Genomic DNA, 22093 nt, shown 5'->3' with positions numbered 1-22093 from the left:
GTCATTCGTGGTGTTCACAGTGGTGGGGTCAGGCATCCGACCCGTCGCGGTAGAGCCAGCAGCGGGCGCTGTGTCCGTCGCCGACGGACAGGATCGGCGGCCGCTCCGCGCAGACCGCCATCGCGGAGGGGCAACGCGCCCGGAAGCGGCAGCCGTCCGAGATCCCGGCAGACGAACCGCCCGCAACAGGCCCCGACACGGCAGGATCGCCGCCGGGCTGAGCAGGGCTCGTCGGCGACCCGATCGCGCCGGTCGCCGCACCGTCGATCGTGATCCGCCGCCGCGGATCGGGTGCGGCGGCGGCGAGCAGGCGGGTGTAGGGGTGTTGAGGACGCAGGATCACGTCGTCCGCGTCGCCGCTTTCCACCAGTTCGCCCCGATACATCACCATGATGCGTCGTGAGAAGTGCCGGGCGGTGGCGAGGTCGTGGGTGATGTAGAGGACGGCCAGGTCGTCCTCCTGTTTCAGCCGGTCGATCAGGTTGAGGATCTCCAGCCTGATCGAGACGTCCAGCATGGACACCGGCTCGTCGGCCAGCAGCACCCTTGGCGCGGGCGCCAGGGCACGCGCGATGGCGATGCGCTGGCGCTGACCGCCCGAGAGTTCGTGCGGGCGTTTCGCGGCGACCCTGGCGGGTGGGGTGAGGTTGACGCGTTCCAGCAGGTGCTCGATCTGTCGGTCCTCGTCCGCGCGGTTCTCGGCACGGCGGTGCACGCGGAGCGGCCTGCGCAGATGATGGTCGACGGTGTGAAATGGATTCAATGATCCGAAGGGGTCCTGGAAGACCATCTGCACGTCTTCGCGGTAGCGGCGCAGCCCACGCCCCCGTGTACTGATCGGCTTCCCGTCCAGGCTGATCGTGCCGGAACTCGGTCGCATGAGCTGGGCCAGCATCCTGGCCACGGTCGACTTCCCGCTGCCGCTCTCGCCGACCAATGCCACGGTCGTGCCTGCGGTGAGTTCGAAGGACAGCTCGTCCACCGCCCGCAGCGCCGTACGACGGCGGCCGTCTCGGACGACGAACTCCTTCACGAGATCCTTGACCTGAAGAACGCTCATGCCTCGACCACCTCCGCCGTCTCGACCGGATGGAACTCGCCCCGCAACAGCGCGGGCGGTGCGGGCGCGCCGTAATCCGCCTCGGCATAGGCGTGACATGCGGCGATGCCGTCGGACGCCGAGTCTCGGCGGCGCAGGTCGGGGCGGTGCTCGTCGCAGGGCTGTCGTCGGTAGGGGCAGCGGGGCGCGAAGGAGCAGCCCACGATCGGCACGGCGAGATCCGGCGGGTGTCCCGGCACGCCGCGCATCTCCCGGCGCGGTCCGGTCAGGCTCGGGAACGAGTTGAGCAGCCCCACGGTGTAGGGATGCCTCGGCGCGTCGAGAAGCCGCCCGGCGGGCGCCTGCTCGACGATCCGGCCCGCGTACATGATCGCGATCTGGTCGCTGATCTCCAAGAGCAGGGACAGATCATGGGTGATGAAGACGATCGCGAAGCCGAAGTGCTCCCGCAGCCTGCTCAGCTCGCGCAGGATGTCCCGCTGGACCACGACGTCCAGCGCGGTGGTCGGCTCGTCCATGACCATCACGTCCGGACTCAGGGCCAGCGCCATCGCGATCATCACGCGTTGACGCATGCCGCCGGACAGCTCGTGCGGATAGCTGCCCAGCCTGGTCCGGTCGACGCCGACCAGATCGAGCAGCTCGGCGCACCGCGCCAGCCGGGCCGAGGCGGACATGTCCGGCTCATGCGCGGCCAGCACGTCGGCGAGCTGGGTGCGCACCGTGAGCACCGGATTGAGCGCGTTCATCGCACCCTGGAAGACCATGGCGATCTTCTTCCAGCGGAAGCGACGCAGCTCTTCGCCCGCCAGACCGAGCAGGTCGACGTCACCGCCCTCGTCGTGGAACACGACAGAGCCCGACACGACACGGGCAGGCGGGCGCAGCAGTCGGTTGAGCGCATAGGCCAGTGTCGACTTCCCACAGCCGCTCTCACCTGCGAGTCCGAAGACCTCTCCCCTGCGCAGGACAAAGTCCACGTCCTGGACCGCACGCACCTGCTGGTCCGTCTCGTAGTGCACGGTCAGCCCGCGAACGGTCAGCACCGGCGCGCCGAGGGTGTGCCGCACCGGATCGGGGCTGTCCTCGGCAGGCACGTCCGCAGGGGAGTCGGACCCGATCGACGCGGCCGCAGGCGGCTCGCTCCCGGCCGGATCTCGCCTGCCCCGTCGGCTCGGTTCGGGATCGTCGGTGATCACGAGCGCCTCCTCGTCTTCCGGGCGGGCCGGGGAACTCCCGGTGCACGCAGCCTCGGGTTGATCAGTTCGTCGAAGCTGAAATTGATCAGGGAGAGGCCTGCGCCGACCAGCGCGATCGACAGGCCCGGTGGAATGAACCACCACCAGGCGCCCAAGGCCAGGGCCTGGGCGTTCTGCGCGAAGTAGAGCATCGTCCCCCAGGTCAGGTAGTCGATGCCGCCGAGTCCGAGGAACGACAGGCCTGCCTCGGTCAGGATCGCGAAGATGATCGCGAACACGAACTGGGATGCGATCACCGGCAGCAGATTCGGCAGGATCTCGACGAACACCACCCGCCAGGTGCGCTCGCCCATCGCGCGGGCGGCGGCCACGTAGTCGCGGGATCGCACCGAGAGGGTCTGTGCTCGCAGCACTCGCGCCGAGGCGGCCCAACTCGTGATCGAGATGATCAGCGCGATCGTCAGGATTCCCGCACCGTCCAGGTAGTTCGTGATCAGGATGACCAACGGCAGGCTCGGAATGACCAGCACGACATTGCTCACCAGCGAGAGACCCTCGTCCACCCGCCCGCCGAGATACCCGCCGACGACGCCCACGAGCACCGAGAGGACCGTCGCCAGGAGGCCGACCACGAGGCCGACGATCAGGGAACCGCGCGTGGCGTTGACGAGCTGACCGAAGATGTCCTGACCGGTCTGCGTGGTGCCCAGCCAGTGCTCGGCCGACGGCGGTTGCAGCGCCTGATCGCTGATCGCGCCGACGTCGGTGATGAAGAAGGGACCGAGGAGCCCGATCAACGCGAAGCATCCGACGATGCTCAATCCGATCCGCAGCTTCCCGTCACGCAGCAGCCCGCCGATCCGGACCGGACGTGCACGACCGCCCGCACTCGGCGCGGGTGCCGAGGGGGCCGCCGTGGTGGTCGGCGGAGTGACTTCCTTCTGACCGTCCATCCCTGTCATCACCCCGCCTGCCTTGTCCGAGGGTCGATCACCGCGTACAGCAGATCGACCAGGAGGTTCGCGCCAAGAACGGTGAGCGTGATCACCAGGAAGACGGCCTGCATCAACGGATAGTCGTTGTTCTGCACCGCCTGGAGCAGCGTGAAGCCGATTCCCGGATAGGAGAACACGACCTCGGTGACGATCGAGCCGCTCACCACGAAGCCCAAGGAGATCGCGAAGCCGGCGATGCTGGGGATCACCGCGTTCCGCGCGGCATAGGTGATCATGACCCGCCGGGGGCGGAGGCCCTTCGCCTCGGCCGTGAGAACGTAGTCCTCTCCCATCGTGGAGACCATCATGTTGCGCATCCCCAGCAGCCAGCCGCCGACCGAGCTGAGGACGATGGTGATCGCGGGGAGCAGCGCGTGATACAAGGCCGAACCGATGAACTCCCAGTTGAGGCCGATCACCGTGCCGTACTCGTAGCCGCCCGTCAGCGGCAGCAGCCGCAACGTCGACCCGAGCAGGAACACCAGGACGAGCGCCAGCCAGAAGTAGGGCACGGCCGCCAGGAACGTCGCGATCGGGACCAGGTTGTCCAGCCTGCCGCCCCGCCGCCAGCCGACCACCATTCCCAGGGTGACGCCCAGAACGAAGGACAGACACGTGCACAGGCCGACCAGGACCAGCGTCCACGGCAGGGCCGCGCCGAGGATGGTCGACACCTCGGTCGGGAAGTAGGTGGACGAGACGCCGAAGTCCCCGCGCAGCAGATTGCCCAGGTAGCCGACGTACTGCTCCCAGAGGTTGCCCTGCCCGCCGTAACCGAGCAGGAGTTCCAGCGAGGCCCTCGCCTCCGCCGACACCGCTCCGCCCGCCTGCTGGAGCCTGCCCAGCAGTGCGTCGACGGGCGAGCCCGGCATCAGTCGCGGGATCAGGAAGTTGATCGTGATCGCCACCCAGGCCGCGACCAGGTAGAAGAGCAGTTTTCGACGGAGATAGGTCATGTCCGGGCCTCCCCGGACTCCTGCCCGGCAGGCACGCTCACTCCGCCGGGCGCAGGTTCGCCGCGACGATGCCCAGGTCAGGCGCTGAGTGCGTCATCGGCAACGCGTACGGGTCGTCCGCCGTGGGGAAACCGGTGATCTTCGCGCCCGCGAACTGGCTGAGCGCCATGGACTGGAGGATCGGGATGTAGGGCAGCTGTTCGGCGACCTCTTCCTGAATCCGCGCGTAGGCCTCGGCGTGGACCTGCTCGTCCTCGGTGCCCGCGATCTCCTCCAGGGCCTCGTCGACGACGTCGCTGCGGAATCGCGCGAAGTTCTTGGTCGCGGGCTGTCCGATGGGCGGGGCGGCCGCGCTGGAGTAGAAGTCCTCGTAGAGCGTGAACGGCGTGACGCCGCCGTACAGGTTGTCGATGACCAGCTCGAAGTTGCCGTTGTCCCGATCCGCGACGAAGGACGCGAAGGAGACCTCACGGGGCTGGAGATCGATGCCGACCTCGGCGAGCTGCTGACGCATCACGTCCAGCGCGGCGATCTGATCGGTGTACCCCGTGACGACCTTGACCTCGATGCTCAACGGATCGCCGTCAGGGCTGACGAAGATGCCGTCGGCTCCCTCGGTGTAACCGGCGTCCTGAAGGATCTGCCGTGCCTCGTCGGGCTCGTGGGTGGGGACCACGCCCTGGAGGTCCTCGGCGAGGAACTCCTCCTCGCGCGGCAGCATCAGCATGCCGGGGGTGGCCGGAGTGCTCAGTCCGTCATAGTTCAGCTCGTTGACCTGGTCGCGGTCGATGCCCCGGTAGATGGCCTGCCGAACGGCGAGGTCGCTGGTCGGCCCCTCCTCAAGGTTCGCCCCGAGCGTCGAGATGTAGACGGGGGTGACCTCGTAATGATTGCCCTCTGCCCGCGAGCCGTAGGTGTTCTCGATGTCCGGGATGAAGATGCTCGCCCAGTCGATCTGCCCGGCGGTCAACGCGGAGAGCGCGGACTGGTTTCCGCTGTGCGAGACGAACCGAATGGAGTCCAGGTAGGACTTGTCCCCGTCCCAGTAGTTCTCGTTGGCCGTCAGCTCGTAGCTCTGGGCGGTGAAGGAGCTGAGCGCGAACGCGCCCGTGCCGACTGGCTCGGCGTTGCCGAAGGTCACCGGGTCCTCGATCTCGGACCAGATGTGCTCGGGAACGATGAAGGTGTCGCTGGCGATGGTCCACAGGTCGGTGTAAGCGGGCCGCCCGAAGGTGATCGTCACCTCGGTGTCACCGGCCGCCTCGACGGACTCGATGGGCAGCGCCGAGGTGTTCAGCGCCTCGTGCTCCGCCATCAGCTCGAAGGTGAAGACCACGTCGTCGCTGGTGAAGGCCTCACCGTCGGTCCACTGGACGCCCTCGCGCAGCTGGAAGGTGATCGCGGTGCCGTCGTCGTTCCAGTCGAACTCCTCGGCCAGCATCGGCCGGGGGTCGTCGGCCCTGGCGCGGTTGAGGAACATCAACGTCTCGTAGATGATCCCGCGGCCCGGCTGGTTGGACGTGAGGATGTACGGGTTGAAGTTGGCCGTGAGCTGGCCGGTGGCTCCGGTGTAAGCGGTGATCGAGGTGGCCGGGCTGCTGGTCGCGGGTGCTCCCGCACAGCCTGCGACGACCGCCAGGGATAAGGCGCCTGCGAGCGCGGTCAGGCTTCTCCGTCGTCTGATCGGGACCGTCATCGTGATCCTCCTGTCGGGACGAGCCCGCTCCGCCTGCTCGGATGAGGCCCTACGGCCAACAGAAGGAGCGCGAGTGTGTTCTGTGTTACACCTTCGCGACTTTCTTAGTCATTTTTAACAAGTAAGTCAAGGGTGCAATACTTTCGCTCGCCAGAGTGAGGTCGGACCTGAGGAGTGACATGCGCGGAGGTGCCAACCTGCCGCTGGTAGGCACGTACAACCGAGGAGTGGTGCTGGAGGGCATCCGCTCGAGCGGCGCGATCAGTCGCGTGGAATTGACGGCCCTGACGGGCCTGACCGCACCGACGGTGTCCAACATCGTGCGCAGGCTCATCGACGACGGACTCGTGGTGGAAGCAGGGCAGGGCCGCTCCACTGGCGGCAAGAGACGCACGCTCCTGACGCTCAACCCGACCGCCTGTTACGCCGTCGGCGTCCGCATCGACCTCCAGGGCACCACCTACGTCGTCATCGACCTCGCCGGGCGCGTCGTCGCCAGGGCCAGACACGGTGAATCGAGCACCGCGCCGCGAGAGATCATCAGGAACATCGCAGGTCAGGCCGTCGGACTACTCGGGTCCTGCGGAATCGACAAGGCCAGGGTCGTCGGGGTCGGCGTGGCCGCCCCCGGACCGATCGATCACGAACGCGGAATGATCCTCGACCCGCCGAACATGACGCACTGGCACGACGTGGCCCTTCGCGACGAACTGGCGGAGGCGCTCGGACTGCCCGTCATGATCGACAACGACGCCACGGCCGCAGCCGTCGGTGAGCACTGGCTCGGCTGCGCGGGGACGGCACGCAACTTCGCGAGCATCTACATGGAGACCGGCATCGGCGCGGGCGTCTTCATCGACGGCCAGGTCTACCGGGGTGCCACCTCGAATGTCGGCGAACTCGGGCACATCTCGCTGAACGTAAACGGCGACTGGTGCTTCTGCGGCAACAGAGGCTGCGTCGAGCTGTACAGCGCACCGCCCGCCGTGGTCGCGGCGGCGCTGGCGGCACGCACCACAGGCTCCTGGCCTGACCTGTCCGGTGCCGCCCACGACGTCCATGCCGACTTCGGCAGAATCCGGACGGCGGCGGCCGCAGGCGAACCACCCGCTGTCCGGCTGATCGAACAGTCGGCCCGACACCTGGCAGCAGGCGTCCTGACCATGGTGAACCTGCTGGACCTCGACCTGATCGTGCTCTGCGGCCCGGCCTTCGCGGGGATCGGACACCTCTACACGGCCGCCATCGAGGACGTCCTGACCACCCGGGCATTCGCCAGGCGCGGCAGGCCGCTGACGGCCGTCATGTCGCCGATAGGCGAGGACGTCAGCGCGGTCGGCTCGGCGGCGCTGGTGCTGCACAGCGAGTTCGCCCCGCAGATGCTCGGCAGCCGCGCCTCGGCCGAGGTCTGAACCTCATATCCCGCGTCCCGACCTCGACGACGGACGGCAGCGCGGAGGTCACCGCAGGCAGGCACGGGGCGCTGCGCCGTCCCGTCGGTCGCCGCAGGCAAGCGGCAGGCCCACGGACCGACCGTAGGAACAGGGTTCTCCCCCGCATCATCGGTCGCACCACCATCACAGGGCGGACCTCGATTCGCACATGCGAGAAGAGCCGTCCGCCCGAACAGGCGTCGGCCTCAGCGCACCGATCGGTGCCACCGCAGCGCCCGATCCGTCTGCCGAAGCCTCGCACGGGGGCTCGGCGCGTCACGGGGTCTTCCGAGCGGGAAGCCGCCGCCGCACGCGCGTCGGCGCAGGCCTGCACACCTGCGGCGACACCTCACGTCTCGTTGAACGGCCCGCTCTCCGGCAGCCGCAGCTCGGGTTTGTCCAGTTCCTCTACGTTGACGTCCTTGAAAGTGATCACCCGGACGTTCTTCACGAATCGGGCAGGCCGATACATGTCCCACACCCAGGCATCGGACATCCGCACCTCGAAGTAGACCTCACCCTCGGAGTTGCGAACCTGGACGTCGACCGCGTTGGCCAGGTAGAACCGACGCTCCGTCTCCACCACGTAGGAGAACTGCCCGACGATGTCGCGATACTCGCGGTAGAGCTGCAGCTCCATCTCGGTCTCGTACTTTTCGAGATCCTCCGAACTCATCGAGTTCGAGCCCTCCCTGTCGCCGGACTGTGCACGCCCCTCATACGGGCGCTTCATTGTCCATCACATCATCCCTCACCACGAGAGACGACCCCGAATCCCATCCACCGAACCGCCCTCTCGGCGAGACCATGCCGTGCAGCCGAGCCGAGGCTGCCACGTTGGCATAAGACCATCTGTGCACGATGGTCGGCCCGTGCCTGGTCAGCGCCGCAGCGTGCTCCGGCGTGCTGTAGCCCTTGTGCACCGCGAACCCGTACTGGGCGTACTCCACGTCTAAGCAGGTCATGATGCGGTCTCTGGTCACCTTCGCGAGCACCGACGCGGCCGCGACGCACGCCGCCACCTGGTCGCCCTTGATCACCGGCAGGCCAGGAGCAGGCAGGCCCGGCACCCGGAATCCGTCGGTCAGGATGTAGCCGGGCTGCAGGCTGAGCCGGGCGGCGGCCCGGCGCATCCCCTCGATGTTGGCGACGTGCACACCGATCTCGTCGATCTCCTCGGCGGGGACCACGACCACGGCGTAGTCGAGAGCACGAGCCGTGATGAGATCGAACATCTGGTCGCGAGCCGCAGCAGTCATCAGCTTGGAGTCGGTGAGCCCGGTCAGGCGTGCCGAGTCTTTGGGACGCAGCACGCACGAGGCCACCACCAGCGGGCCCGCGCAGGAGCCGCGGCCTGCTTCGTCGATGCCCGCGACCGGGCCGAGTCCTCGGCGGTCCAACGCCGACTGCAGAGCCCAGTTCCCCGCGTCGCGACGAACCACGACGCGAGGTGGGCGAAGCAGATCGGACATGGCCCGCCGCGTCTCTTCCGTGTCAGTCCCGGTCTCGACGGCCGAGAAGCCTGCGGCCCAGCCAGAGGGTGGGGAACGCGCCGAGTAGGCCGAGCCCGGCGGGAACCGCCGTCTGCCAGACGGGTGCGCTCAACACCGACTGCTGCGGGTCGTGGTCGCTGATGCCCTGCCAGCGCTGCGGGGGCAGTACCACGATCCTGGCCTTGCCGATCACGTTGTCCAGTGGGACCGCGCCCAGCTCGCCGCCGCCACCCTGCACTCGGGAGTCCAGCGAGTTGTTGCGGTTGTCTCCCATCATCCAGATGTGATCGTCGGGCACCGTGACAGGGCCGAACGGCTCCTGAGTGTTGCCCCGGCCCGGCTGCCAGAAGATGTACGGCTCGTCCAGGGGGTCGCCGTCGACGAGAACCCGGTTCTCCTCGTCACAGCACTCGACGGTCTGGCCGCCGGTGGCGATCACCCGCTTGACGAAGTCCTTCTCGTCCGGCTGGGCGAACCCGAACATCGCGCCGACGCTCTGGAAGAAACGCGCCACCGGATTGGCGGGCTCCGCAGTCATGAAGTCGTTCTGTCCCCAGGCCTCGGGCCCGCGGAAGACGACCACGTCGCCGGGTTCCGGATCGACGAACCGATAGGTGATCTTGTCGACGAGGACCCGGTCATTGGTACAACCCGCACAGCCGTGCAGGGTCTCCTCCATCGACTGGGAGGGGATCACGTAGACCCGCGCCAGGAAGGTCTGGATCACGATGGTGAGCACCACCGCGATCCCTACCAGGACGAACAGCTCCCGCCAGAAAGACCCCTTCTTCGCGGGCCCCGACGGCTTCTCCTGGCCGTCGTCGACATCGTCCGCCGACGACGGCCCCGGCTGCCCGGCACCTCCCGCATGGTCTCTGCGCTGCCATGCGGAAGGCCGATCCGAGTGATCCGGCTGGTCTGATTCGCCCTGTGGTGAGGTGGAGGGCACGAGGTCTGCCACGGCTCCCAGGCTACGTTACGTGATCTCGAACGCGGTCAGGACGCGGTCGGCGTTTCGCGCTTTTCCTTGATCTTCGCGGCCTTGCCACGCAGTTCGCGCAGGTAGTACAGCTTGGCCCGGCGCACGTCACCTCGGGTCGCCACCTCGATCTGGGCGATGTTCGGCGAGTGCACGGGGAACGTGCGCTCCACGCCGACACCGAAGGAGACCTTACGCACGGTGAAGGTCTCGCGGGCTCCGCCGCCATGACGACGGATCACGACGCCCTGGAACACCTGGATCCGCTGGCGGGAACCCTCGATGACGCGGACGTGAACCTTCAGCGTGTCTCCGGGCCGGAAGGCCGGGATGTCGGAACGCAGCGACTGAGCGTCCAGAGCGTCCAGGGTGTTCATCGGTGGTCCGTCCTCGTCAATCAATCGGGCATCTCGTGCCCGCGCGGGCACGACTGTCTACACAGTGCAACCCTGCATGGGAATGGGCATCTGGCGCGCGTCGGTCTGTCCGACGACAGCAGCCTCTCCAGTGTGCCACGGCTGCGACCTGGTCATGAAATCGGGCCGGCGGAACCGTCGGGCCGGGCGCTGCTCGCCTCCGACTCGCGGAGGGCGGCCAGCAGTCGGTGGTCGTGTTTGTCGAGTGCATCGTCACCCAGCGCAGCCAGCAGGTCCGGCCTGCGGTGATAGGTGCGGATGATGGACTGGTCGCGGCGCCATCTCCGGATGGCCGCATGGTTGCCCGAGCGCAGCACCTCCGGCACGGGCCGGTCCTGCCACACCTCCGGTCGCGTGTAGGAGGGCCCCTCCAGCAGGCCGTCGGAGAACGAGTCCTCCTGCGCCGAGGCCGGGTTGCCGAGCACGCCCGGCAGCAGCCTGCTCACCGCCTCCACCATGGTCAGCACCGCGACCTCCCCGCCGACCAGCACATAGTCGCCGATGGAGAGCTCACGCACCGGCATCCGTTCGGCGGCGTCCTCCACCACCCGCTCGTCGATGCCCTCGTACCGACCACAGGCGAAGACGAGCCACGGGCACTCGGCCAGCTCCTCGGCCGTGCGCTGATCGAAACGGCGGCCGGCAGGTGTGGGGACGATCAGGGTCGGCGGACCCTCGTGCTCGGGACGAGGCGCACAGACCTCGGTCAGCGCCGGACCCCAGACCTGCGGCTTCATCACCATGCCCGGGCCTCCGCCGTAGGGGCTGTCGTCCACGGCGCGATGCACGTCGTGCGTCCAGTCCCGCAGGTCGTGCACCCCGAACTCGATCAGGCCGCGGTCGACCGCCTTACCGAGCAGCGCGGCCCGCAACGGGGCGAGGTACTCCGGGAAGATGGTGATGACGTCGATCCGCACTGTTCCCCTTCACCGGCTGCCTACAGGCTTCGTCCGGCCGCCGTCACCGGCCGGGCCCACTGCCGCGAGGCGAAGGGCCGGTCCGGACGTCGTCGATCACTGCTCGGCCGTTCCTCGTCCGGCGGCCGGACGGCATGGTGCGCAGGTTGCGGACACCGCCGACAGGTCCGGCCGAGGCTCCGCCGACGCCCGGCCCGTCCCGAACGGGACCGGGGGCGCCGACGGAGGACTCACTCCTCGAACTGGTCGTCCACCAGGCCGGGCGGCGGATCGACGACGAGCCGACCTCCCGCGACGTCGACCGTCGGCACGATTTCCTTGACGAAGGGGATCAATGCCTCTTCGCCGTCCGAGAGACGCACGGCGAGCAGGTCTCCGCCCGCTCCATGCAGCACCTCGCGGACCGTGCCGAGCGGCGAGCCGTCGGGCAGCACGGCGGCGAGCCCCTCCAGCTGGTGGTCGTAGTACTCGTCGGGGTCCTCGGTGGGAGGCAACGACGACTTCGACACCGTCAGCAGAGCGCCGCGCAGACGCTCCGCACCCTCCCGGTCCGAGACACCCGTCACGCTCAGCAGCAGCCGCTCGCCGTGCGGCCTGGCGGCCGTCACGGTGAGCTGCCGGGAACTGCCGTCCCGCAGTCGTGCCTCGACGGTGCCGTCGACTGCGAACCGCTCCCGAGGGGAGTCCGTCCGCACGTCGACGACCAGTTCGCCCCGAACGCCGTGCGGCCTGCTCACTCGCCCCACCAACAGGGAGTCGGCAGATCCGCCGTCCGGACGTCGGTCGCGGGTCACCTGCGGCGTCAACGGTCGGTGTCGACCACGTCCACCCGCACACCGCGACCGCCGATACCGGCCATCACGGTGCGCAGCGCAGTGGCCGTACGCCCACTGCGGCCGATGACCTTGCCCAGGTCGTCGGGGTGTACGTGCACCTCAAGGGTGCGCCCCCGCCGGGAGGTGATCAGCTGGACTCGGACATCGTCCGGGTTGGTCACGATCCCTCGGACCAGGTGTTCCAGGGCGTCAGCGAGGACGCTCACGCCTGGCCGTCCGCGGTCTTCTCGCCGCCCTCGGCCTCGGCCTTGGGCTCATCGGCCTTCTTGGCGGCCTTCTTCTTCGGCGTCGTCGCGTCGGCCATAGGCTCCTCGCCCGCCGCTGCGAGCGCGGCGGCGAACAGCGCCTGCTTGTCGGCCTTCGGCTCCTTGACCTTCAGCACACCCTCGGGAACGGGCAGGCCCTTGAAGCGCTGCCAGTCGCCGGTCAGCTCCAGCAGACGCTGCACGGGCTCGGTCGGCTGCGCGCCGACACCGAGCCAGTACTGGGCGCGGTCACCGTCGACCTCGATGAAGCTGGGCTCCTCGGTGGGGTGGTATTTGCCGATGGTCTCGATCGCCTTGCCGTTACGGCGGGTGCGCGAGTCGGCGACGACGATCCGGTAGTACGGCGCACGGATCTTGCCAAGCCGCATCAGCTTGATCTTGACGGCCACGGGTACAGGTGCTCCTCAAGCTCTCGTTGCTCATGGGTGAACGCCCGTGGGCCCGAGTGGGGCGACGGGTCCGAGCGCTCGGACATCATTTGGCTGGCCACGAGTCAGTGAGAGGGACCGACGCCATGGCGGACAACGAGCCATTCTGCCAGACCGCATCGACGGCAGACCAACCCGTCCCTTGCCAGGCACACCGGAGGCGAGCCGGGCCGAGTCGAGTCGCGCCCGTCACGCGCCGGGCTCGACGACGACCGGTCTCGTCAGGTCGGGATGACGCCGAGGGCCAGCAGCAGGACGCCCAGAGCGGGCAGCAGGTTGTTCACCTGGTGGGCGACGACGGCCGCGAGGAGCCGTCCGGTGAACAGCCGGGCGAGACCGATCGGGATGCCGATGACCAGCAGCAGCGGAGTGCGGGCCGGTTCGAGATGCGCGACGGCGAACAGGGCCGTGGTGACGCCGAAGGCCGTCCACCGGCTCCAGCGCAGCCGGTCCATCGCACCCCACAGCGCGCCTCGGAACACCAGCTCCTCGCACAGCGGTGCGAGCACGAGCAGATGCAGGAAGATCAGCACGGCCAGCACGGGCGGCAGCCGCAGATCGTCCAACAACGAGCCCACTGCGGAGGTCGCCTGGTCCTCCCCCACCCAGTTCGTCCAGAGGCGGGAGGCGCCCAGCGTGAGCACGATGCCGACCGCACCGAGCCCGAGCCCCGTGCGCACGTCGGCCCACGACCAGCGCAGCCCGAGATCGGCCCGAGGACCGTTGCCTCGGATCAGCGTCGCCACCACGACCACCGTCGCCGAGAGCACTGTAGGGACGATCAGCCCGATCAACAGCACGGCAGGCCGCAGCGAGGGATCGCTCGCGGTGTCGCCGAAGGGGGCCACCACGAAGACCGAGGAGAGCAGGAAGACCAGCTGGGAGAGAAAGAAGACACCGAAGCCCCAGCGGTGCACCGCGGTCGGCTTCGGCGACGGGTCGACGGCGGACGCCGTCTGCGCCGATCGGTCGCCTTTCTCGACGCTTCTCGGCGGTATGGTCCCGGTGAAGTCCGTGTCCTCGATTTCCGCGTGTCCACTACTCCGCTGTCGCGACTTCTCGGGTTTGCTCACCCGCACCCCGCTTCTTCAAGACCAGACGGCCGTCTCTGCGGGTCCCGACGAGCCCTCCGCCGCCCACGCGCGGGGTGCCCGGTCCGAATCGGTGCCCTTCGTCGAGGCTAGTCCGTTTCGACAGGCCGAGGGCAGTCCACAGAGGCGTGAGAAACGGCCGCGCGTGCGATTTCGGGCGGTCGAGGCAGGCCGGTCGCCACCGTGATTCGACGGCGACCGGCGCGGCCTCGGAAGAGCCTCAGGAGAACTGCGTGTAGAAGATCAACGCTGGCAGGAAGTTATAGGTCGCATGCGCGATGATCGCGGCGGAGACCCGGCCGGTGATCATCCGAGCAATCCCCATGGCCAACCCGCCGACCAGAAGGATCGGGGTTCGCATCGGCTCCTCGTGAATCAGGGCGAACACGAAAGTGGTCAGCAGGAGAATCGCGTAACGGGGCACCTTGAAATGTTCCAGCGCACCCCAGAGTGCACCCCGGACCAGTAGTTCCTCGGTGAGCGGCGCGCCGATGAACATGAACAAGGCGAGGCAGAAGACCCAGACCGCCTGGCCTTCGAACAATGCGCCCATCCCGCTGATGGCACTGTCATCGCCGCTCTCGCCCGCGCTGCCCATCACCATCAACGCCACGATGAATGCACCGAGCAGGCCCGCACCACCACAGGACAGCCCGACCCACACGTCCCGCCACTTCGGCAGGATGCCGAAGTCCCTGCGCAGTCCGCTGCCCTTCCACCACGACAGCACGGCAGGCCCGAGCCCGAGGAACAGGTTGGGCAGCAGGGAGAGAAGCAGCAGCGGGCCGAGCGGCGGCGGGTCGAGCTGATCGAAGTTCTCGAACCGGCCCGCCATGACGACCGACAGCAGCATGCCGGTCAGGTAGTAGCCGCCCCAGCCGAGGAAGAAGGCCAGAAAGCCCCAGTGCAGGCTGCTCCGGGCACTCGCCTCCAGCTGGGCCTCCCAGTATCGGGAGTGCAGCCTGGGGTCGTAGCCGTCCTGGACGCCGCCCATCTGCCTCGGGTAGCTCGCCCAGGACGGGGGCCCCGCCGCAGGCACGCCGCCGCCCGGTGGGCCGAAGCCCGCTCCTGGCATCCCGTGGCCCGGAGCGCCGGGGGGCTGCGCGTGGTAGGTCTGCGCAACGGGAGTCGGCTGGTAGGGCGGCGGAGCGGTGAAGGACGGCGCACCCGGCGGCGTGCCGGGAACGACGGCCACCGGATGGCCGGGGGCCCAGCCCTGCGCAGCGCCGGGCCCGCCGCCGGAGAAGGTCGGCATCGGCGTCGGACCAGGCGGGCGGGCACCTGGTGGTGCGGGCCGATCCTCGGCGGGATCGGCGGCAGCCCGGTGGGGCATGCCCTGCTGCCCACTCGCCGGGGTAGACACGCCTGCCCCGGCCTGCCCGGTCCCGACGACGGTCTCGCCCGAGACGTCCTGCCCGTCACCAGGCACCGCAGCTCCGCTCGGGCCGCGAGCGCCCGAGTCGGTACCGGACGCGGTCTCCGGCGTCGCCTCGGGTTCCGGCGTCCCGTCGGGCACGGCCCGGTCGTCGGGCCCGTCGTCCGCGTCGGGCGCACGCTCAGCCTGCGGGCTGTCGTCGGGGTCGTCGGTGCTCCTGGGAAGTTCCTCGCCCACAACCTGTCCTTCCGACCGCCGCCTCGACGGTTCGCCCCCGCCGGCCTGCGGCCGGTCCACGATCAGTCCCGGCTCGGTCGCCGGGTCGATGTCTTGAAGCGTCCGCCGCCCGGATGGACCACGCCGCGTAACACGATGTCCCTCGGCGAGCGCAGCACCGCGAGATCGGTCCTCGGATCCTCGTCGTAGACGACCAGATCGGCGGACGCGCCGTCGACGAGCCCGGGGAAGCCGAGCCAGTCGCGCGCCGCCCAGCTCGCCGCGCCGAGGGCCTGTTCACGGGAAAGGCCTGCCTCCGCCAACGCGATCACCTCGTCGGCGATCCGCCCGTGCCCGATGCCCTCGCCCGCCGAGCTGCCCGCGTCGGTCCCGGCGAAGACGGGCACGCCCGCCTCGGCCGCCGCCGCGACAGTCGACAGCCTGCGTGCGTGCAGCGCACGCATGTGCGCCGCATAGCGCGGGAACCGGCCTGCCGAGTCGGCGATCGTGAGGAATTCGGCGGTGTTGATCAGAGTCGGCACCAGGGCGGTGCCCTGCCGAGCCATCTGGTCGATGGTGTCGTCGGTGAGTCCGGTGCCGTGCTCGATGCAGTCGACGCCTGCCGCGAGGAGACCGGGCAGCGCGTCCTCCCCGAAGACGTGGGCGTTGACGCGGGCCCCCGCCCGATGGGCGACCGCGACGGCCTCGGCAAGGACGTCGTCGGGCCACAGCGGTGCCAGGTCGCCTGCCTCCCGGTCGATCCAGTCGCCGACGAGTTTGACCCAGCCGTCGCCCTCGGCGGCCTGCGCCGCGACGGCGGCAGGCAGCTCTGCCGGGTCGTCGAGTTCCAGGCCGAGGTCACGCAGGTAGCGCCTGCGCCTGGCCAGATGCCTGCCGGACCGGATGATGCGCGGGAGGTCGTCCCGGGCCTGTAGCGGCCGGGTGTCCACCGGAACACCGCAGTCGCGGACCAGCAGGACGCCGGCGTCGCGTTCGATCTCGGCCTGCCGAGCGGCCTCCGCCACCGGGACCGGGCCGGTCGGATCGATCCCGATATGGCAGTGCGCGTCGACCAGGCCGGGAACCAGCCAACCGCCGGGGAGCGGCCGAGCGTCCGGGACCGGGTCGACGCTGATGCGGCCCGCCGAGACCCACAGGTCGCGGGTGACCCCGTCGGGCAGGGTGACGCCGGTGAGATGCAGGGCGGGCGACGCCTGCGTCACTTCTTCTTCTTTTTGTTGTCGCCGAAGGTCAGCCTGCTCGGGTCGAAGCCGGGCGGCAGCTGGTCCATGCCTGCCAGGCCCGGCGGGATCTGCGGGGTGCCACCACCCTGCGGGCCGCCGGGAAAGCCGCCGGGCATCCCACCGGGGAAACCGCCCGGGAAGCCGGGCATCCCGCCCCGCACCTTGGGCGGCGTCGGGCCGCGCCCCTTGCCCTTCTTGCCCTTCTTACCCTTGCCCTTGCGGCCGCTGCCGCCGCCGCCCACCCCTGGCATGCCGAACCGGCCTGCCATCTGCTGCATCATCTTGCGGGCGTCGAAGAAGCGGGTGACCAGGTCGTTGACGTCGCTGACCGCGACACCAGAGCCGCGAGAGATCCGCAGTCGCCGCGACGCATTGATCATCTTCGGATCGGCGCGCTCCGCAGGCGTCATGCCTCGGATGATGGCCTGCATCCGGTCGAGGCTCTTCTCGTCGAAGTCCGCGAGCTGGTCCTTCATCTGCCCCGCGCCCGGCAGCATCCCGAGCAGGTTGGCGATCGGGCCCATCTTGCGGATGGCGAGCATCTGCTCCAGGAAGTCCTCCAGCGTCAGCTCGCCGGAGCCGATCTTCTGGGCCGCCTTCTCCGCCTGTTCCTGGTCGAAGTGCTGCTCGGCCTGTTCGATCAGGCTGAGGACGTCGCCCATGCCGAGGATCCGGCTGGCCATCCGGTCGGGGTGGAAGACGTCGAAGTCCTCCAGCTTCTCCCCGTTGGAGGCGAAGAGGATGGGCTGGCCGGTGACGTGCCGAACGGACAGCGCGGCGCCGCCTCGGGCATCACCGTCGAGCTTGGTCAGCACCACGCCGGTGAAGCCGACGCCGTCCCGGAACGCCTCGGCGGTGTTCACCGCGTCCTGACCGACCATCGCGTCCAGGACGAAGAGGATCTCGTCCGGCGTGACGGCGTCACGGATGTTCGAAGCCTGCCGCATCAACTCCTCGTCGACGCCGAGACGACCGGCGGTGTCCACCAGCACGATGTCGTACTGGGACCGCTCGGCCTCCGCGATCGACTGCCTGGCCACCTCGACCGGGTCACCCACGCCGTTGCCCGGCTCCGGAGCGAACACCGGGACGCCCGCCCGTTCACCGACCACCTGCAGCTGGGTGACCGCGTTCGGGCGCTGGAGGTCACAGGCCACCAGCAGCGGCGTGTGTCCCTGGCCGCGCAGCCACTTGGCGAGCTTGCCCGCCAGAGTCGTCTTTCCCGCGCCCTGGAGGCCCGCGAGCAGGATCACCGACGGCGGGTTCTTCGCCAGGTTCAGCCGGCGGGTCTCCCCGCCGAGGATGCCCACCAGCTCTTCGTCGACGATCTTGACGACCTGCTGGGCCGGGTTCAGCGCCTGGGAGACCTCGGCGCCCTTGGCGCGTTCCTTGATCTGGGCGATGAACGCCCTGACCACCGGAAGCGCGACGTCGGCCTCCAGCAGTGCGATCCGGATCTCGCGGCAGGTCGCGTCGATGTCGGCGTCGGACAGTCGTCCCTTGCCCCGCAGGTTCTTCAGAACCGAGGTGAGACGATCGGAGAGAGTGTCGAACACGAGGTCTCAGGCTCCAGGACTCGTCGGGAAGGCCCACGGGGGCAGGCCTCACCCGGTTGGCATTGCTCCCTGCGAGGGTAGCCGCCCGAGACCGCCCGTCGTGGCGCACGGTCGTCACGGCGTGTGTGACAGGTCGTGAGCCGGGCCGTCCGCCGTTCGTCGGCACGGGCGATTCTCCCGTCGCGAGGCAGCCGTGCCGCCAGGCCACCCCAGGCTCCGCGCCCGGCGAGACGACGCCCTCGGGCGAGCAGGCGACGCGGTCACTCGGGGGGCGGCGCACGGCTCGGGACGCGCCGTCGGACGGTGTGGTGGGCTGCGACGAAGATCAGCAGGCACGACGGCAGCGTCGTCGAAGAGTGGAGACACCACATCAGGTCCGCGAACGAGCCCTCCGATGCGGCGGCGACGTCCGTCCCGCCGGAGTGGGGCAGGCACATTGACCCGCGTCGGGGCGGCGGGTGGCGACAGGTACGGGCACCTCGCCGGGACGCGGGCGCCGTGGTGCGACTGCTCACGCCGCCGCCGAGTATTCGCCGGATGCTCGCACCGTCGCAGCGCAACCCGAGGGGCCCGTCGTTGTCTACGGCGGCGCACGCCCACTTGGCCGGGGAGTCCACGCCTGCCAGCGCGGCGGTGCTGGCCGCGGCGACCGCGTTCGACCTCGGGGAGTCTGCCGGTCTGGCCTGCCTCGCCGATGCCTGGGTGGAGACGGAGGGACTGGTCTTCGCGGCGCGGGCGGTCGCGGAGTTGAACGGGTTCTGGGCGAGGCCGTGGCGCGCCGAGTGGCGGCAGCCGCTTCGACTGGTGCTGACCGGCGACGGCGGAGCGGCGTTCAGCCCGAGCTGCGAGCCGATCACGCGTCGGGTGCGGGCGCTGCTGGCCGTGGCCCCCGCGCAGGTATATGCCGATGCGACGACGGCCTTGACCGAATATCGAAGCACTCTCGCAGGCCGGGTCGTCTCCTCGTTCCTCGTGCCGACCAGACAGGACTGGGTGGCGGCCGACTGCGCGGAGAAGGGCCTGTCCAAGAAGGCGGTCGACGCGCTGATCAGGTCCGTGTCCACGGCGGCACAGCTGACCACGGTGCTCGGCGCGGCCGTCCGAGGCGACTCGCCGCTGCGACGGCCGGAGGTCCTCTGCACCGCCGCCGACGGGATGGGGTCCGCGCTGACGCCGTTCCTGCGCGAGTTGCTGGAACGCTCTGACCTCCCGGCCGGTCGACAACCGATGTCGGAGATGCTGGCCTGGTTCGCGACCGAGGAGTCGATCGCCGCGCTCCTGCCGCTGCTCGGCGATGCTCCGGTGCCCGGCCTGGTCCGCACGGCGCTACGCCGGATACCGGCGGCGGGTCTGCGACTGCTGGCCGCAGCCTCGGCGAAGGACTCCGCCGATCCGGCGGGGCACCTTGCCCGGCGACTGTTACGCGAGCACGTCGCCGATCGACCCGACCTCGCCCGGACGCTGGTGCCCCAACTGCCCGCAGACCATCGTGCCGCCGTCGAACGTGTCACCAAGGTGACGGTGTCGCGCCGACCGAATCGGCTCGTCGAGCCGCCGCCCCGGAGCGCGAGGCCTTGGCTTCCCACTCCCGTTCCGGGCCTCGTCTCGTCGGTCGAGCCCGCGATGTCCTGGCTGCCGGGCGAACGAGAGGACTGGGCGGCGGAGCAGCGGAGCGCGAACCCGGCGCCGTGGCTGCGCCACGACGACTGGACCGCCGTCGCCGCCGCCTTCTCGGCAGGGGAGCTGACGCTCGAGGAGCAGTTCCGGATGTTCGCCGAGGCACCCGCCGAGATCACCGGCTGCCTTCTCGCCCACTGGCGACCACCGCTGTTTCTGAACCATCGCAGGCGGCTGCGGCCGATCGTCGCACGACACGGCCTGGCCACCCTGCCGCTGCTCTTCTCGGCGGTACGGCGGAGACCGGAGCGGACGGCGGCGGCGTTGCTGCCGGTCGTCCATCCCGGGGTGGCCGCGTCGGCAGCGCTGTGGCTGCGCAGACACCCTGCCCGGTGGATCGGACTGAACTGGCTGACCAGACACCCGACTGCGGCGGCGGATCTGCTGATCGTCCAGGCAGGCGGTCATCCGCACCCCGCCCGGCGAGCATCGGCCGTCGACGCGCTCCGGGCGCTGGTCGAGGTCGCAGGCCCGCAGGTGGTGTTCGACGTCGCCGCCCGGCATGGCGACCGCGCGGACCCGATCACCGACTCCCTGTCGGAGGAAGCTCGCGCACCACGCCGACGTTCGGAGATCCACGGCTGGACGGCCGCCGAGGCACTGCCGTCGGTCCTCCTGCGCGATCAGGCGAGCGTCCTGCCCGATCCGGTCGTGGACCGGCTGCTGCGGATGCTGGCTCGGTCGCACTCCGGCAGGCGAGATCCGGGCATCGCAGTCCTCCGCGCCCGGTGCGACCCGACGTCGCTCGCGGAGTTCGGCATGGCGTTGTTCTGGCACTCGCACCGGCACGGCGCCGGCGTGCCCGGCACGGACTGGGTGCTGCGGGCGCAGGCCGTGCTGGGCGACGACGAGACGGCGCGGCAGCTCGGAGAACTGGTCTCCCGTCGGGACGAGCGGGCGGGCCTCGCGATCGACGCCCTCGCGGAACTGGGCTCGGACGCCGCAGTCGAGCAGCTCCGGCGCATCGTCGACACGACACGGTCCGTCGTGATCCGATCCCGTGCCCGCGACCAGCTCGTCGCACTCGCCGCCCGACGGGGCATGACCGTCGACCAGGCGTTGGAGAGCATCACGCCGGATCTCGGCTTCGCTCCAGGCGGGGTCCGGCCGGTCGAGGCTGCGGGGCGTCGAGTCACCGTGGTCGTGGAGCAGGGCCTCGTGCCCGCCGTCATCGACGACCGGACCGAGCCCGCCGGGCAGTGCGACTTCGGAGCCGAGATCGGCAGGTCGCCCGCCCCGGCCTCGGTGGACGGCGCCGCAGGCTCGAGTGGCCGACCGGTCGGCAGGCGGGTCTCGCCCGGCGGGGACGACAGTACTGAGCACGGCGGCGGGGCGTCTGCTGCCAGAGGTGCCGCCGAGCCTCCCTGGCTCGCCGCACTGGCGGATCGACTCGCGCAGGTGGCTGAGGAGAGCGCCGTGCTGTTGGAGCGCGCGCTGCGTCACGGCAGGACGTGGAGCAGCGCCGAGTTCCGACGGCGCTGGGTAGAGCACCCGCTGCTGGGCAGGTTGGCGCAGGGTCTGGTCTGGACGGCGCAGGAACCCGGTCGTTCGGCCCCGGCGGCGTTCCGCATCGCCGAGGACGGTTCGTTCGCCGACGTGAACGACGACACCGTCACGCCTGCGCCCTCGGCGCTCATCGAACTGCCGCATCCGCTGCGGCTGGGCTCGGATCTGCACCGCTGGTCGGCGCTGTTCGCCGACTACGAGATCATTCAGCCGATCCCACAGCTGGGCAGGGCGTCGTACCTCACACGTCCGGATGATCCAACCGCCGACCCGCTGCCCGCCGCGGGCGGAACCGTCACCGAGGCCGCCCTGCGTCGGCTGCTCGCGCTGAGCTGGCGTCAGGGCGCTCGCGATCAGCAGGACCGCGCCGCAACAATCTTCCATCCGATCTCCGCTGCTCACGCCGTGGTCGTCGAGGTGAGCCCCGGCTTCCTGGCGGAGAACGGCTCGTCCCGATATCGACTGCGGGACATCCGGATCGCAGGCCCCGTCGACGACCCCTGGCGGACGGTGGCGACGACGACGATCGGCGAGCCTGCCGACGAAGCCTGGTCGATCGCCCGGGACGACCTGCTGTGGCTGACGGAGGGGGCGACTCGATGAGACGGAGATCCGTGGGGACGAGCCGCCCGGACCTTCGCGGCGTGCTCCGTCGAACTGCTGTTGATCGTCCCTTCGGGAATCGTGTTGTTCCTCCTGGGGCGAGGCTGATGCGGGCGGGGGTCTTCGAGGACGACGAGAGAAGCACCGCACG

Annotated in this window: 19 protein-coding genes; 2 read left to right on the top strand and 17 right to left on the bottom strand. The window is 69.7% G+C overall.

What is annotated here, in order from left to right; translation table 11 throughout:
- Positions 1-28: 28 nt before the first annotated feature.
- From UA74_RS08990 to UA74_RS08970, 5 genes are read right to left on the bottom strand one after another with little or no spacing between them, the layout of a single operon-like run.
- Positions 29-1060, bottom strand: a complete 1032-nt coding sequence (locus UA74_RS08990) for an ABC transporter ATP-binding protein (protein WP_075739851.1) — start codon at positions 1058-1060, stop codon at positions 29-31.
- Entirely contained in the window at positions 1057-2259 is a 1203-nt protein-coding gene (locus UA74_RS08985) for an ABC transporter ATP-binding protein (protein WP_083683043.1), read from the bottom strand. Before UA74_RS08985 ends, UA74_RS08990 begins: the two co-directional genes overlap by 4 nt.
- Positions 2256-3212, bottom strand: a complete 957-nt coding sequence (locus UA74_RS08980; protein ID WP_083683042.1) for an ABC transporter permease — start codon at positions 3210-3212, stop codon at positions 2256-2258. Before UA74_RS08980 ends, UA74_RS08985 begins: the two co-directional genes overlap by 4 nt.
- An 8-nt stretch (positions 3213-3220) precedes the next feature.
- The gene (locus UA74_RS08975) at positions 3221-4210 is read right to left on the bottom strand and encodes an ABC transporter permease (protein WP_075739850.1); all 990 of its coding nucleotides are present in this window, start codon (positions 4208-4210) and stop codon (positions 3221-3223) included.
- A 37-nt stretch (positions 4211-4247) separates the two neighbouring features.
- Positions 4248-5906, bottom strand: a complete 1659-nt coding sequence (locus UA74_RS08970; protein ID WP_083683041.1) for an ABC transporter substrate-binding protein — start codon at positions 5904-5906, stop codon at positions 4248-4250.
- Between the two features lie 179 nt (positions 5907-6085).
- On the opposite strand from UA74_RS08970, the gene UA74_RS08965 reads away from it, so the two are divergent.
- A complete protein-coding gene (locus UA74_RS08965) occupies positions 6086-7318 on the top strand; it encodes an ROK family transcriptional regulator (RefSeq protein ID WP_075739849.1) in 1233 nt (410 codons plus the stop codon).
- A 370-nt stretch (positions 7319-7688) separates the two neighbouring features.
- Here the strand turns inward: UA74_RS08965 and UA74_RS08960 are convergent, their stop codons facing one another.
- The 12 genes from UA74_RS08960 to ffh form a co-directional block, all read right to left on the bottom strand.
- Positions 7689-8015 carry a DUF2469 domain-containing protein gene (locus tag UA74_RS08960; RefSeq protein ID WP_075743575.1) on the bottom strand — a complete coding sequence of 109 codons (327 nt, stop codon included), beginning with the start codon at positions 8013-8015 and terminating at the stop codon, positions 7689-7691.
- 40 nt (positions 8016-8055) lie between these two features.
- Entirely contained in the window at positions 8056-8811 is a 756-nt protein-coding gene (locus UA74_RS08955) for a ribonuclease HII (RefSeq protein WP_075739848.1), read from the bottom strand.
- A gap of 22 nt (positions 8812-8833) precedes the next feature.
- Positions 8834-9793 carry a signal peptidase I gene (lepB, locus tag UA74_RS08950; protein ID WP_232237688.1) on the bottom strand — a complete coding sequence of 320 codons (960 nt, stop codon included), beginning with the start codon at positions 9791-9793 and terminating at the stop codon, positions 8834-8836.
- Positions 9794-9828: 35 nt separating this feature from the next.
- The gene (gene rplS, locus UA74_RS08945; RefSeq protein WP_075739847.1) at positions 9829-10188 is read right to left on the bottom strand and encodes a 50S ribosomal protein L19; all 360 of its coding nucleotides are present in this window, start codon (positions 10186-10188) and stop codon (positions 9829-9831) included.
- A 152-nt stretch (positions 10189-10340) separates the two neighbouring features.
- Positions 10341-11144: a tRNA (guanosine(37)-N1)-methyltransferase TrmD gene (gene trmD, locus UA74_RS08940; protein ID WP_075739846.1), complete on the bottom strand. Its 804-nt coding sequence runs from the start codon at positions 11142-11144 to the stop codon at positions 10341-10343.
- A gap of 230 nt (positions 11145-11374) precedes the next feature.
- Positions 11375-11950 carry a ribosome maturation factor RimM gene (rimM, locus tag UA74_RS08935; RefSeq protein ID WP_232237687.1) on the bottom strand — a complete coding sequence of 192 codons (576 nt, stop codon included), beginning with the start codon at positions 11948-11950 and terminating at the stop codon, positions 11375-11377.
- The gene (locus tag UA74_RS08930) at positions 11947-12186 is read right to left on the bottom strand and encodes an RNA-binding protein (RefSeq protein ID WP_069848007.1); all 240 of its coding nucleotides are present in this window, start codon (positions 12184-12186) and stop codon (positions 11947-11949) included. The genes rimM and UA74_RS08930 overlap by 4 nt, the downstream gene beginning before the upstream one ends.
- A complete protein-coding gene (gene rpsP, locus UA74_RS08925; protein WP_075739845.1) occupies positions 12183-12635 on the bottom strand; it encodes a 30S ribosomal protein S16 in 453 nt (150 codons plus the stop codon). Before rpsP ends, UA74_RS08930 begins: the two co-directional genes overlap by 4 nt.
- 260 nt (positions 12636-12895) lie before the next feature.
- On the bottom strand, positions 12896-13747 hold the full coding sequence (locus UA74_RS08920; protein WP_232237686.1) for a type II CAAX endopeptidase family protein: 852 nt from the start codon (positions 13745-13747) through the stop codon (positions 12896-12898).
- 238 nt (positions 13748-13985) lie between these two features.
- Positions 13986-15377, bottom strand: a complete 1392-nt coding sequence (locus UA74_RS33420) for a CPBP family intramembrane glutamic endopeptidase (protein ID WP_232237685.1) — start codon at positions 15375-15377, stop codon at positions 13986-13988.
- 62 nt (positions 15378-15439) lie between these two features.
- On the bottom strand, positions 15440-16579 hold the full coding sequence (locus UA74_RS08910; RefSeq protein WP_232237684.1) for an amidohydrolase family protein: 1140 nt from the start codon (positions 16577-16579) through the stop codon (positions 15440-15442).
- Positions 16576-18156, bottom strand: a complete 1581-nt coding sequence (gene ffh, locus UA74_RS08905) for a signal recognition particle protein (RefSeq protein ID WP_075739844.1) — start codon at positions 18154-18156, stop codon at positions 16576-16578. Before ffh ends, UA74_RS08910 begins: the two co-directional genes overlap by 4 nt.
- 303 nt (positions 18157-18459) lie before the next feature.
- On the opposite strand from ffh, the gene UA74_RS08900 reads away from it, so the two are divergent.
- On the top strand, positions 18460-21942 hold the full coding sequence (locus tag UA74_RS08900; RefSeq protein ID WP_157442195.1) for a DUF4132 domain-containing protein: 3483 nt from the start codon (positions 18460-18462) through the stop codon (positions 21940-21942).
- Positions 21943-22093 lie beyond the last annotated feature (151 nt).

It is taken from the genome of Actinoalloteichus fjordicus (assembly GCF_001941625.1).
In the GTDB taxonomy this organism is placed as follows: domain Bacteria; phylum Actinomycetota; class Actinomycetes; order Mycobacteriales; family Pseudonocardiaceae; genus Actinoalloteichus_A; species Actinoalloteichus_A fjordicus.
Note: the sequence above shows the minus strand (reverse complement) of the source record. Positions and strands in the feature narration are given on the sequence as shown.